The organism is Psychrobacter sp. 4Dc, assembly GCF_002836715.1.
Lineage (GTDB): Bacteria > Pseudomonadota > Gammaproteobacteria > Pseudomonadales > Moraxellaceae > Psychrobacter.
Window position 1 is genome coordinate 1 of the sequence record NZ_PJAT01000108.1, and the last position, 13172, is coordinate 13172.

Below are 13172 nucleotides of genomic sequence, written 5' to 3' on the forward strand. Positions count from 1 at the left end.
CTTATTTTTAGTCACGCCAGCTTTTTGTAATAAGGCACCAAGTGTACCCATTTTACTTGGGGCTTCAGCTTTATCATTTTTTACTGGCTTACTACGATTGCTCGCGTTGTCTTTATCCTGACGCTTGCCACGTGGCTTAGACGGACGTTTGTCAGCAGCTGGACGGCTATTATTTGGACGGTCACTATTTGCGTTATTATTGCGTGGACGACTGGTTTTCTCACCATCTGTACTAGCTGTCGTAGACTTGGCAGCCGTACGGACAGGTTTTTCAGATTCAGGTTTCATGCTAAATCCGATACGACCACGTTTTTCATCGATAGAGATAACACGAACCGAAACGATATCGCCAGGTTTGACACGGTTCATAGGATCTGCGACAAAGTCATTGGCCATCTGCGAGATATGTACCAAACCATCCTGATGGACACCAACATCAACGAAACAGCCAAAGGCCGTTACGTTGGTGACTACCCCTTCTAAGGTCATGCCTTCGCTCAAATCTTTAATACTATTGACGTCATCACGGAAATTGGCCGTTTTAAACTCAGGACGAGGATCGCGAGCAGGTTTAGCTAGCTCTTCGATAATCGCTTTTACGCTGACATTATCGTCGTTAGCAGCCAGTGTAGTCGTATCAATCGTATTTAACACGCCATCATTACCGATAACTTCTGACAACGGCTTGCCCGCTTGTGCGAGTAAGCTATCGACCAATGCATAGCTCTCTGGATGCACACCAGTAGCATCTAATGGATTGCTACCATTATGAATACGCAAGAAACCAGCTGCTTGCTCAAATGTCTTAGCACCCAGACGTGGGACGTTTTTAAGCGCTTCACGGCTATCAAATGCACCGTGCTCTTTGCGATAAGTGACGATTTGCTGCGCCACATTGCGGTTAAGACCAGCGATATGAGCCAAGATAGCTGGGCTCGCCGTATTTACATCAACGCCAACCGCGTTTACGCTGTCTTGAGTGACTTTATCAAGGCTATCTGCAAGCTGGTTTTGATTGACGTCATGCTGATATTGACCCACACCAATGGCTTTTGGATCCACTTTAACGAGCTCTGACAATGGATCTTGCAAGCGACGTGCGATAGAAACCGCGCCGCGCACAGACACATCTAGATTAGCAAGCTCATCACTGGCAAGCTCACTGGCAGAATAGACCGACGCGCCTGACTCATTCACAATGACGGCTTTGGCTTTGAGTGCATCGTTCGCGGCTAGAATCTCTTTGATCATTGCATCGGTTTCGCGACTTGCCGTACCGTTGCCGATGGCGACCAAATCAACGTTGTAAGTGCTTAATAGCTCATCGATGATTTTTTTGGCTTCAGTCATTTTGTTGTCAGGTGCAAACGGATAAACCGTCGCAATAACAGGTTTCTCTTCACTATCTGACATGACATGACCTTGCGCATCAACGATGGCCATTTTTACGCCATGACGGATACCAGGATCGACACCTAAGATCACTTTAGGACCTGCAGGTGCAGACATTAGCAAATGCTGTAAGTTGCTAGCGAACACATCAATCGCATCCGCTTCTGCAGCTAGGCGCTTTTCAGTTAACAAGCGGTGCTCGATATGCGGACGCCATTTGTCTTTCCACAAGCTACTGGCTGCCTCTGATAAAAACTCACAGCGGGCTGCTGGTGCTTTAGCATCGACATCGAAATGACTGATGATTTTTTCGATAAATGGTGCGTCTTCGCCTTCAATTTTTAGACCCAAGACATTTTCTTGACGACCGCGCAACATTGCTAATAGGCGATGATTTGGCAGTCGAGCAAGGCTTTCGCTATGCTCAAAGTAGTCTTTGAATTTTTCGCCAACTTCGCGCTTTTCTTCGCTCGCAACGCTCGATACGATACTGGCAGTTTTGGCAAAACCACTGCGTAAATTGTCCAACAAACCCAATGCTTGTGTCCACTCATCAACGATAATCGCTTGTACGCCAGCGAGTTGTTTTTCAATATCGCTAAAATCAACCTCGATTTCATTACCACTGTCATCAGTGATACTTGACTGGACTTGATAATCAGCCAAGGCATCCGTCGGAGTGATTTCTTGGGTCAAGACCGCTTGAGCAGCAGTATCAAGACCAGCGGCACGAGCTTTGGCAGCAGGTGAACGACGACGCGGACGATATGGCAGATAGATATCTTCAAGCTCAAGCTTAGACGTCGCATTATCGATACGCGTCTGTAGCTCGTCAGTCAGATTGCCCTGTGTGCTTAACAGCTCAGTAATTTTGAGGCGACGTGTTGCCATGTCACGCTCATAATTAAGAGACTTCTCTAAAGCACGCAGCTGCGCATCATCAAGATTCTGAGTCTTTTCTTTGCGGTAACGCGCAATAAAAGGAACCGTCGCGCCTTCATCATAAAGTTTGACAAACGCATTGACTTGAGCAGTCTTAATGCCAAGCGCGCGAGCAAGCTTGTCGTGAATATTCGCGTGTGTGGTTGCATCTAAAACCTGTGCATTTGTCGAGGTTTGAGATGACGTTAAGGTATCAGTGCTACTCATATACGTATCAATCGTTGAGAAATGTAGCTTTGCATTATAGCAAAAGCTGCATGAATAAAAATCCTTTTTATCTTTTCGTTATTTATTGCGCATTTTAGGACGCAAATCTTTCTATATCACACATCCTATGGACTTGTTAAACAAACGCATACAGCATTTATTATCATGGGTGATGCAATTCTCGGTGCAATCTTATACACTAAAGTATCAATAACACAAATATTGATATGTGCTGACATATTGAACAATAGTTTTTAATTTTATGAAGTGCTTATTCGTAACCAATAATTAAATAATGATAATTAATGGCAGTGTTTTTGCTCATAGCTATTTACTTGTAGTTTCTGATAACAATAATTTTTATAAAAGGATGCCTGTATGACTGATAACAACAGCCCTGACACGTTGACTCAGCGTATTTTAGTCGTCGATGATGACGCTCGTCTGCGCTCTTTGTTGCAACGCTTCCTAGAAGACGACGGTTTTGTCGTTCGTACCGCTCATGACGGCAGTCAGATGGACAAACTCATGCAACGTGAGCTTTTCTCTTTAGTCGTGCTCGATTTGATGCTACCAGGCGAAGACGGTATCAGTATCTGTAAGCGTCTGCGTGAAGACAATGCAGATATTCCTATCATTATGCTGACTGCTAAGGGTGGAGATGCTGACCGTATTGCAGGTCTAGAAGCGGGTGCAGATGATTACCTGCCTAAACCATTTAACCCAAAAGAGCTATTGGCGCGTATCAAAGCGGTGTTGCGTCGTCAAAACCGTGAGTTGCCAGGTGCGCCAAGTCATCAAATGGAAGTAGTCGAGTTTGGTCCATGGACACTAGATTTATCGACTCGGACGCTCAAACGCGATGGTAACGTAGTCACTTTGACAACAGGTGAGTTTTCAGTACTAAAAGCACTCGTACAGCATCCACGTGAGCCGCTGACCCGCGATAAGTTAATGAACCTTGCCCGTGGTCGTGAATGGGGTGCGATGGAGCGTTCTATCGACGTCCAAGTATCACGTCTACGTCGCCTGATTGAGGACAACCCTTCACAAGCGCGTTATATCCAGACCGTCTGGGGCGTTGGTTATGTGTTCGTTCCTGATGAAGCTGAGGTAGAAACCATCAAAAGTGAATAACTTTTGACTGATCTAATTTTTTTTAATATAGGCCGTGTTTGTTTATTCACAAACACGTGCCAATATGATGAGCCTTTTTGTGAAAAACCCAATTATTTTTCAAAACATACCCTGCACGTTAGTGACAGGGTTTTTAGGTGCTGGCAAAACCACCGTGATTAATCAGTTACTGGCCTCGAAACCTGATGACGAGCGCTGGGCTCTCTTAATCAATGAGTTTGGCCGTATCGGTATTGATGGCGCACTCCTAGCAAGCTCCCAAGATAACGATCTTGAGCAAAAAAATATCGCCATTCGTGAGGTCAGTGGTGGCTGTATTTGCTGCACCAGTCAGCTACCCTTACAAATTACAATCAGTCGTCTGCTCAGTGAGCATCATCCACAGCGATTACTCATTGAGCCCACAGGGTTGGCTCATCCACGTGAGCTGATACTACAACTCAGTGCGCCGTATTGGCAAACTGCTCTAAAGATGAATGCTGTGATAACTGTAATGAGTGGCGAGCAGTGGCAACAGATTAAGTATCGTGATCATGATGGTTTTCAAGCGCATGTCCGTGATGCCGATGTGCTGATAATCAATCGTTATACCCAATTAAATATTAGCGAAAAACAGGTCTTGGTAGAATGGATAACCAAGCTAAATTCACAAGTAAAAATTATTTGGGCAGCATCAGGACTAACGACATCTAAGACAACTAACTCATCAGACGTTCATTCATCAGACGTTCATTCATCAGACGTTCATTCATCAGACGTTCATTCATCAGACGTTCATTCATCAGATGGTCTTGTAGCAGATGGTCTTGTAGCAGATGCATACTCTAAAACGTTAAACGACCAACTGAATCAGCCTAGCTCTATCATTTCGAATCAACGAAAAGTCAGTATCTCTAATCCTAAAAAATCGATGATTGGTTTACAGTCTCAAGCTAGCTCTTTAGCAACTGTGCCATCATCGAGTTCATCTACCGATGAGACCGAGGCTCAGGCCAATCCTCAGACCAGTGCTGATAGTGATCTGCCCTATCGCTACCATGAAGAGCAGCAAGATTTTCAATTGGCTGGATGGCGCCTACCCGCTCACTACATACTAAACGCTGACGATTTACAGAATTGGTTGTTAGCATTGCCAAACTGGCAACGTATCAAAGGCGTGGTACATACTTCTGATGGCTGGATGCAGATCAATTTTAACCCTGGTAGTCTAACCACCAAAACCATTGACCCACAGACGGATAGTCGATTGGAAATTATTTTGCAATTAGACAATACTGCCGATACACATGCTGTCGATAAAGCTACAGGAAAATCAGAAACTGAGAATGATGCCAAAGCGTCATCACTATTGATAGATTGGGAAGAGTGCGATCGCGAACTGATGGCACTGGTTATATAGCAATAAGCATAAAAAGGGCAGGCATTGCTATTTTATCTAGCCATGTCCGCCCTTTCATTTTTCAACGCAACTAGGGCGTGTCCTCATTTTAAAAATGGTGATAAACATGAGATAAATCGCAGTCAAACAAGGAAAATAGCGCAGATAATATCGAGATATTAGTCAGCTATTTGACGCCGTTTGGCAAGATTTAGCCATTTTTAACCCATTTAGATGACTATCGATTGAATTGAGGACACGCCCTAACTATTTTTTAACGCAATTGACTGTCTTTACTACCACGACGATTAAATAGCTCGGCTGCTTTTGCTTCTTGTTCAAGCTCCGTCTGACAGCTAACGCAGTGCTGAATCCCGGGCACTGCCAGTCGCCTTGCCTCTGGAATAGGCTTACCACATTCGTCACACAGCTCAGCACTTACACCTGTCGGTAACGAACGTCGCGCTCGCTCCAATGCATCATTTACCGTTGCATCCATTTGTTCGTGCTCAGCACCATCTCTTGACCAACCACCTGCCATAATCCCATCCTATTTATTTTTTAATGATCATTGCTTTATAGATAAATTCTTTAATAACAAATAGATGGGGTGGTTATTGCTAATTACAATATGCAAATAACAAATGTGTTTGAACGATTAGTGAGAATTATATTTAGGGTATTTACTTTTTAAGAGTGTATGCCTAAAACCTTCTACTCAGCGTTGCCACCCTTCTGTTTTCATGATTTTTTGTCCTTTTTTAGTGATTAAAAAGTTAAGAAAATCTTTTGTTTGAGGATCAGCTTTTGGTGATACAACGATGTTTAAATCACGCCAGATAGCTCGATCCTTATCTATACTAACCATGTCCATATCTTTGGAATTATTAAGCGGCCAATTCGGCCAAGTTATCCAAGCATCTGCTTTTTCATCTTTAAATGCTTTAAAACTGGCTCCAGATCCTAAAGAATACGCTACTATATTATCTCGAAAACGAGCAATATCGTTTAAGCTTCCTTTGCGTCCTGCGAGATCCTCCCAAACTCCAGTACCCGAAGTGTTATATGTTCCTTTACCTTCGGTCACAACTATTTTAATCCCCTTAGCTAATAAATCATCAAAGCTACGTATATTTTTAGGATTTCCTTTTTGTACAGCTATGATTGCTGGTCGGATATAAATGGGTTCAACTTTTTCATGATCAAAAGTTTCGTATGTCTCAAGAAATGCAGTCATTGATTGCTCAGAAGTTCCCCACAGAGCATCGGCATCAGCTTGAGCGTCAGCCGACCATTTGTCTTCAGGTCCTGCTATTAATTCTACCTTGGTACCACCTTGCTTTTCCCAGACATCTGCCACTTTTCTTAAAGCGGTATGTGGGCCACCTGCTCCATACAGCTTTATGACACCATCCTGAGGATTGTGCTCGATGGAAGGATCAAAAAGCGTGGTTTGCGCAAAAGCTGAAGTACAACTTAGCAGCACACATGCAGCAGCAATGGACTTATTCATAAGTATTATCCTAAGTAAAAATCATTGGTAGTTTTGACAAAAAACAGAGTCGTATTTACTATAAAACAGATATCTTGCTGTTGGTATATATTTTTTGTAGCTTCTATTAGCACATCAAGCAACTAAAGAAAATTTATACCAGTTTCGCATCCTAGTACGACGCATCTATTTCATTTAGTATCAACTATAGCTACCCAAATTACTTTTACGCTTTGTATTCATGCAAGTTTAAGTAACACCTCTTAATCTTTTGGCTGTAGCTCAACCACTTGCCCGCGTACACCAATACTTTCGTTACTCATCAAGCAGACGTAGGCTGACATGATGTCTTCCGGCGTTTTTAAACTCATGGGATTTTCTCCTGGATAAGCATGAGCACGCATGTTGGTGCGGATACCACCCGGATTGATACAATTAAATCGCAAGTTGGTCGTGTTTTGCGTCTCTTGAGTAAAGATATCACTCATACCTTCTACTGCTTGTTTGGAGAGTGCATAAGCTCCCCAAAATGCGCGAGGATGTGTACCTACAGTGCTAGAGGTGAAAACAACAGAACCATGATCAGCATCTTTTAATAGTGGCAATAGCGCTTGAGTCAGCATAAAAGTCGCTGTGAAATTTACTTTCATCACTTGGGCAAAAGTATCGACGTCATACATCTCAAGCGGCGTCAGTTGTCCTAATACACCAGCATTATGTAAGATACCATCTAACTGGCCGACTTCTTTATTGATTAGCCCTTCGAGCTGCTGCATTTCGGCGTAAGTTGCCCCTTCTAGATTCATCGGCAACATAGCAGGCTGCTTACCTCCAAGGCTTTCAATCTCATCGTAGACATATTCAAGCTTGCTACTAGTGCGTCCTAACAATAAGACAGTGGCGCCATAACGCGCATAGGTCAATGCGGCAACACGGCCAATACCATCCCCCGCACCAGTCACCAAAATAGTCTTACCATCTAAGCAGTTACTTGACGGTACAAAGCTACGAATATCATCATGAGTCAAAGGCTGAATAGGACTTTGAACCGTTTTTTTATTGTCTTGTGGATCGACTGGTTGATTATTATTGTCACTCATGGCATTACTCACTACTTATCATTAAATCGTTGAGGATATGTGCTTATGGTTGTAAATCTGGTGATATATAGCAGTCTATAAATACTCAAACTTACCAGACGATAGCAGCAATTTATTTAGCTGCTCAGGCGTATCCGTAATATAGTCGGCGCCCCATTTTTTCAAAGACTTTTGATCTTCAGGTGGAATATATCCATAAGCGGCCAAAATCGTTGGCATGCCAGCAGCGTTGCCAGCTTCAATATCACGTACATGGTCACCGACATAAAGTACGCAGCCTGCAGCCCCTCGCGGAATACCGAGTTTTTCTAGCGCCATGTACATTGGCTCTGGGTCTGGTTTGGTACGTGATACGTCATCTGGACAGACCAAAACCGCACAGCGTTGATCCAGTTGCATCTCACTTAATAGCTTTTCGGCTAAATAACGTGGCTTGTTGGTAACGATACCCCAAGGCACGCCCTTTGCTTCAAGTTCAGTCAGTACCGCTTCAAGCGCCTGAAACACGCAGCTATCGACACAGATATCTGCTTCATAATCATCTAAGAACTGCTGACGAAACTCAAGCAACGCTTCTTCGCTGACTTCGAGTTGATTGTTATGTCTTAGCATCAATTGCACCATAGCTGAGGCGCCCGCAGAGACTTGCTCTCGGATTTCCGCTTCAGGCGGTGCCTGCCAATCATTTTCGAGACTCATTTTACCAATGATACGAACAAAATCAGCAGCAGTATCGATTAATGTCCCATCAAGGTCAAATAAAACAGCTTTTACAAATTGGGTCATAGTGAATGCTCTTGAAATTGATGACGTGTTTAGTGAAAGTATGGCAAATAAATGGCTGCGTGCAGCATTAAACCAGTGGCTTTTGTACGGCTATCATATAATTAACATCGACGTTTTGGGCAAGCCAGTAGCGTTTGGTCAGCGGATTATAATGCAAACCGATAATATCCTGACGAACAAATCCAGTATTGAGTGCCATTTTGTCTAATTCTGCTGGCGTAACAAATTTGGCATAGTCATGGGTGCCGCGATCAAGCAACCGCAGTACATACTCTGCACCAACGATGGCAAACAGATAAGACTTAGGATTGCGATTAATCGTTGATAGTACACAGACGCCGCCAGGAGCCAGCAACTCATAACAAGCTTGCACAATCGAGCTAGGATCTGGCACGTGCTCTAGCATCTCCATACAAGTCACTACATCAAACTGACCAGCATGTGTTTTTGCTAACTCTTCAACAGGTATATGCTGATAGCGAAGCGTATTCTCTAACTGGCTTTGCTCTGCATGTAACGCAGCAGCTTTTAGGTTTTCTGTACCTAAATCAATTCCTGTCACATCAGCACCGCGGCGTGCCATAGATTCTGACAATATTCCGCCGCCGCACCCTACGTCGAGTACTTTTTTGCCAGAAAGTCCTTGCTCAGTGGTTTTATTAGCATCGTTTTGATAGCCACGTTTGACGTTTTCTTCTATCCAGTTTAAACGTAATGGATTGATCTCGTGTAGCGTTGCAAACGCCCCTGTGTTGCTCCACCACTCACTCGCCAAGTTATTAAATTTTTCGACTTCGCTAGGATCCACGTTGATGGTGTTAGACTCTGTACTATTGAAAGCGCTATTATTATTTTGATCATTTGAAGTTGATGAAGAATTTAAAGCTGAGCTCATGGTATATTCCTTGATTGTCACTATCGTTATTATCGTTTACAGTGCACGATTATGTGCTTAATATTAGCATGAGAGTAGCAGTTTTGTCGTAAGCACATCGTCAGCGATTGTGAATAGGCTTAAACTTTACCCTGTTTTTTGGGCAGTATCTTGATATAGAAAAGATACGTATCCTTGTGACAATATCGCATTCTGATACTTTTGAATCTCTTAAATCCTATATAGAAATAAAGCAGACGTTTGAGAAACAGTAGGTTCAGAAAGTAACAAGCAATATACCTTAAATAATAGCTAACAGCTTTACAACTATCGGTTAAGAATGCGATTCACAAGTACATACATTTTACGTTATCATAGTCGATACTTTGCTATTGTTCGATTATACTCGACACTGTCTGGTTTAGACGCTTTAAAAGCTATATATTTTGAAGTGTCACATGTTTAACAACCATATAGACACCAACCTCTTAACCCATTCTAAGTCTCCACACCTCAAGGATAAAGTATGAAACGTGTCATCACACTGACTGGTCTAGCCATGGCCATTGGACTTGCCTCTATGGGCGCACAAGCTGCAGATTATGTCGCTGGAAAAGATTACCGTGTGCTAGACAACCCAGAAAAAATCAGCGGTGATGCTATCATTGTTCGTGAGTTCTTTTGGTATGGTTGCCCACATTGTAATGCGCTTAACCCGCACATGGAAAAATGGGCAAAAACCAAAGACAAAGATGTCGTATTCTTCAAAACACCAGCGGCACTTAACCCTGTTTGGGAAGCCAATGCACGCGGTTTTTATGCGGCTCAGCTTTTAGGGTTCGAAGACAAAACTCATTCTGCATTATTTGATGCTATCCACAAAGATGGTAAAAAACTGTTTGATCAATCATCATTGAGCAAATGGTACGCGTCAAAAGGCGTTGATGAAAAGAAATTTAACAGCCTATATAACTCATTCGCTGTTGGTACAAAAATTGGTCGCTCACAAGAAGGCGCTAAACGTTATCAGCTTTCTGGCGTACCAGCTGTGGTGGTGCAAGGCAAATATGTAGTCACTGGTGAGAGTGCTAAAGTACCTAAAGTCGTCGACTACTTGGTCGACAAAGCCCGTGCTGAAAAGAAATAATTCGAGTAATAAGCACTTGAATAACTCACATGACGTACAGCATATCTGTATGTCGTGCATAAAAAAGCCAATCATAAACTGATTGGCTTTTTTGCATCTTAACATTTTAGCTATTCATTTTCTAACTACTAACCTGTCAACTAATAATCTTTCAATTAATAACCTTCTAGCTTGGTGTAGGTATTATTTTTTCAGCTGCGACAAAATAGCCACTTCACGAATATAACTCGCTAAATCTGCTTTAGATTCTGCCAGCAACTCATCGTCTTGCATATGTTTGGCATATTCTATCCACAACAGCAACTGATACATACTGTGGTGCTCAGAAGCTTTATATTGCTTCACAAACTGCTTGAGCGTACCTTCATCATTGATATTTAGACGCTCGTACCAGCTCTCTATTTTTGAGACTTGCTCTTTAGGAAAGAAGGCATCAAATAACGCCTTTATCAGCTCATGGCGATTCTCTTCAATCATCAGCTTGCCAACACGTTTGGTCTGACGATTGCGGGCATTGGCACTGGTAATATCAGCAAGTGCCATTAGCTCCGCCATAAAATAATCACTGGCAGGTAAGGCTTTTAGCTGTTTTTTCGATAAGCTAGCAAGCGGTATAGATAACTGCTGTAAGCGCTCATGGGCTTTTTTGAGTTCTGTGCGCGAGACGCGCATATCCTGTTCTTTCCAGTCAATCATAAAAGCTTTCCAAAATAATAATTAATAAATTAAATAGTGTCTGATATCATTACCAACGACTTTTTTCGCGGTGTTTTGCCAATACCTTCACGCCTTTAGGCATGGCCTCAGCAAGGCGGCGTTGTAGATGATCAGTGATAAAAACAGAGCGATGTTTGCCGCCCGTACAGCCTATGGCAACCGTGACCGTATGACGATTATTGTGCAAAAACTCTGGTAGCCAACGGGTCAAAAACTTATCAATATCACCCATCATTTCTGCTACTTCTGGATAATCTGAGAAGAATGCGCCTACCTCAGTATCCAGACCTGTCGAGTCACGTAACTCAGGGTTCCAATGCGGATTCGGTAAAATTCTAACATCGAATACAAAGTCAGCATCGATAGGGCTACCGTATTTAAAACCAAAAGACAGTAGATTGATGACAATCTGATTGTCCATGCCTATGTGTTCACGCAAACTGTCTTTTAACTGATGGATATTTAGGCTACTGGTATCAATCCTAATATCAGCATGACCAGCAATTGGCTCTAATAGCTCAACTTCTTTTTTGATAGCAGCGGGTAAATTAAAGGCAATATGCTTAGCGTTATCACTATCGATATCTTGTGACATTAGCGGATGTACGCGTCGCGTCGCATTGAAACGAGCTATCAGCGTACTCTCTTGTGCAGTCACATATAAAATCTGTACCGCATGAGACCCGTAAGTCTCCTTGAGAGAAGCATACGTTACTGCAAAGTTAGATAAATCAGCACGTGGCGTTCGAATATCGACACCCAGCGCAATACGATGAATGCCGCTTTCATTAACCAGTTTATGAGCAGCATTAGGTAACAAAGACAGCGGTAGATTATCAATAGAGTAATAGCCTAGATCTTCTAAGATATTCAATACTGAGGTTTTACCAGAGCCTGAACGCCCTGAGACCACCAATATACTGAGCTTATTCGTAGACGTCTGATCCGCTATCGTTGCTGCTGCATTACTATTTTGATCCTGACTTACACCCATGATCTACTCATCCAAGTCTATTGTAACTAGTCTACTGCTATGTCATAAAAGCTAATTTACCACTACCAACTGATTGTCTAACAAGCGCGCTTTTCCTAGCCATGCTGCGACTAAAATAACGATGTTTTTGTTTTCTATATTAAAGGTTGTAGAGTCACTTACGACAGAACCTAACTCCTCAGTCTTTATTTCTAGATAATCAATAATAAAACCTGCGTCACTGATACGTGTCCGCGTCTCTACTAATAGCTTATCAAATACTTGCTGACTAAGAGCCGTACTTTTCAAACTCTGCGCTAATTCTTGCAATGCTTGATGTAATACAGGGGCAGCTTGACGCTCATTTGCACTTAAGTATTGATTGCGCGATGATAGCGCTAAGCCATCATCAGCACGAACAATAGGCGCACCAATGATATTAATAGGATAACTCAAGTCACGTACCAACTGCTTAATGATAGCAAGCTGCTGATAGTCTTTTTGTCCAAATACTGCCACATCTGGTTGTACGATATTGAATAATTTAGCGACAACAATACCAACACCATCAAAGTGTCCAGGACGTGATTGACCACATAACTGATTGGCAACAACCCCTGCCAACACAGCAGTAGGTGGTGGTAATACTGGATACATTGCATCAATGCTAGGTGCAAACACATAATCTGCATTCACTGTCGCAAGCTTAGCCACATCTGCATCTAGCGTACGCGGATAGCTGTCAAAATCTTCCCCAACGCCAAACTGAGTAGGGTTAACAAAGATACTGACCACCACTACATCTGCATGCTGCTTGGCAATTCTTACCAGCTCAAAATGACCGTCATGCAGATTACCCATCGTTGGTACTAGCGCAATGCGCTGCTGACGGCCTTGTTTGTCACGTTGCTGGCCACGATAAGGCTGAAGCGCTTCACGTAATGACGAGATATCATGATAAATAATTGGAGACATGATTACTTTTCTTCTATTCAAACGTTCTGTTGTTCAATAGCTTAAATAACTT

Annotated in this window: 12 protein-coding genes; 3 read left to right on the top strand and 9 right to left on the bottom strand. The window is 42.7% G+C overall.

Going from position 1 to position 13172, the window contains the following annotated elements; all coding sequences use genetic code 11:
* Positions 1–2541 (bottom strand): Tex family protein (locus CXF61_RS09785; RefSeq protein ID WP_165598078.1); only part of this gene is annotated, 2541 nt, incomplete at its 3' end.
* Positions 2542–2919: 378 nt separating this feature from the next.
* Between CXF61_RS09785 and ompR the strand changes: the two genes are divergently transcribed.
* Together ompR and CXF61_RS09795 are read left to right on the top strand one after the other, a co-directional pair.
* The gene (ompR, locus tag CXF61_RS09790; RefSeq protein ID WP_057757943.1) at positions 2920–3678 is read left to right on the top strand and encodes an osmolarity response regulator transcription factor OmpR; all 759 of its coding nucleotides are present in this window, start codon (positions 2920–2922) and stop codon (positions 3676–3678) included.
* A 79-nt stretch (positions 3679–3757) separates the two neighbouring features.
* Positions 3758–5077, top strand: a complete 1320-nt coding sequence (locus CXF61_RS09795; RefSeq protein WP_227526658.1) for a CobW family GTP-binding protein — start codon at positions 3758–3760, stop codon at positions 5075–5077.
* A gap of 253 nt (positions 5078–5330) precedes the next feature.
* Here CXF61_RS09795 and CXF61_RS09800 read toward each other — a convergent pair whose 3' ends face one another.
* The 5 genes from CXF61_RS09800 to ubiG form a co-directional block, all read right to left on the bottom strand.
* Positions 5331–5597: a DksA/TraR family C4-type zinc finger protein gene (locus CXF61_RS09800; protein WP_101204603.1), complete on the bottom strand. Its 267-nt coding sequence runs from the start codon at positions 5595–5597 to the stop codon at positions 5331–5333.
* A 177-nt stretch (positions 5598–5774) separates the two neighbouring features.
* Entirely contained in the window at positions 5775–6569 is a 795-nt protein-coding gene (locus CXF61_RS09805) for a substrate-binding domain-containing protein (RefSeq protein ID WP_025651116.1), read from the bottom strand.
* Between the two features lie 242 nt (positions 6570–6811).
* Positions 6812–7648: a YciK family oxidoreductase gene (locus CXF61_RS09810; protein WP_227526659.1), complete on the bottom strand. Its 837-nt coding sequence runs from the start codon at positions 7646–7648 to the stop codon at positions 6812–6814.
* A 75-nt stretch (positions 7649–7723) separates the two neighbouring features.
* The gene (locus tag CXF61_RS09815; RefSeq protein ID WP_102093348.1) at positions 7724–8434 is read right to left on the bottom strand and encodes an HAD family hydrolase; all 711 of its coding nucleotides are present in this window, start codon (positions 8432–8434) and stop codon (positions 7724–7726) included.
* A 67-nt stretch (positions 8435–8501) separates the two neighbouring features.
* Complete coding sequence (ubiG, locus tag CXF61_RS09820; RefSeq protein ID WP_165598079.1) at positions 8502–9329, bottom strand: bifunctional 2-polyprenyl-6-hydroxyphenol methylase/3-demethylubiquinol 3-O-methyltransferase UbiG; 828 nt, start codon at positions 9327–9329, stop codon at positions 8502–8504.
* A 505-nt stretch (positions 9330–9834) separates the two neighbouring features.
* On the opposite strand from ubiG, the gene CXF61_RS09825 reads away from it, so the two are divergent.
* Positions 9835–10455 carry a thiol:disulfide interchange protein DsbA/DsbL gene (locus CXF61_RS09825; protein ID WP_165598080.1) on the top strand — a complete coding sequence of 207 codons (621 nt, stop codon included), beginning with the start codon at positions 9835–9837 and terminating at the stop codon, positions 10453–10455.
* A 183-nt stretch (positions 10456–10638) separates the two neighbouring features.
* Here the strand turns inward: CXF61_RS09825 and yjgA are convergent, their stop codons facing one another.
* From yjgA to panC, 3 genes are read right to left on the bottom strand one after another with little or no spacing between them, the layout of a single operon-like run.
* Positions 10639–11151, bottom strand: coding sequence for a ribosome biogenesis factor YjgA (gene yjgA / locus CXF61_RS09830; RefSeq protein ID WP_057757930.1), 513 nt, complete (start codon positions 11149–11151; stop codon positions 10639–10641).
* A gap of 49 nt (positions 11152–11200) precedes the next feature.
* Positions 11201–12166 carry an RNase adapter RapZ gene (gene rapZ / locus CXF61_RS09835; RefSeq protein ID WP_165598081.1) on the bottom strand — a complete coding sequence of 322 codons (966 nt, stop codon included), beginning with the start codon at positions 12164–12166 and terminating at the stop codon, positions 11201–11203.
* 51 nt (positions 12167–12217) lie between these two features.
* Positions 12218–13120 carry a pantoate--beta-alanine ligase gene (gene panC, locus CXF61_RS09840; protein ID WP_165598082.1) on the bottom strand — a complete coding sequence of 301 codons (903 nt, stop codon included), beginning with the start codon at positions 13118–13120 and terminating at the stop codon, positions 12218–12220.
* Positions 13121–13172 lie beyond the last annotated feature (52 nt).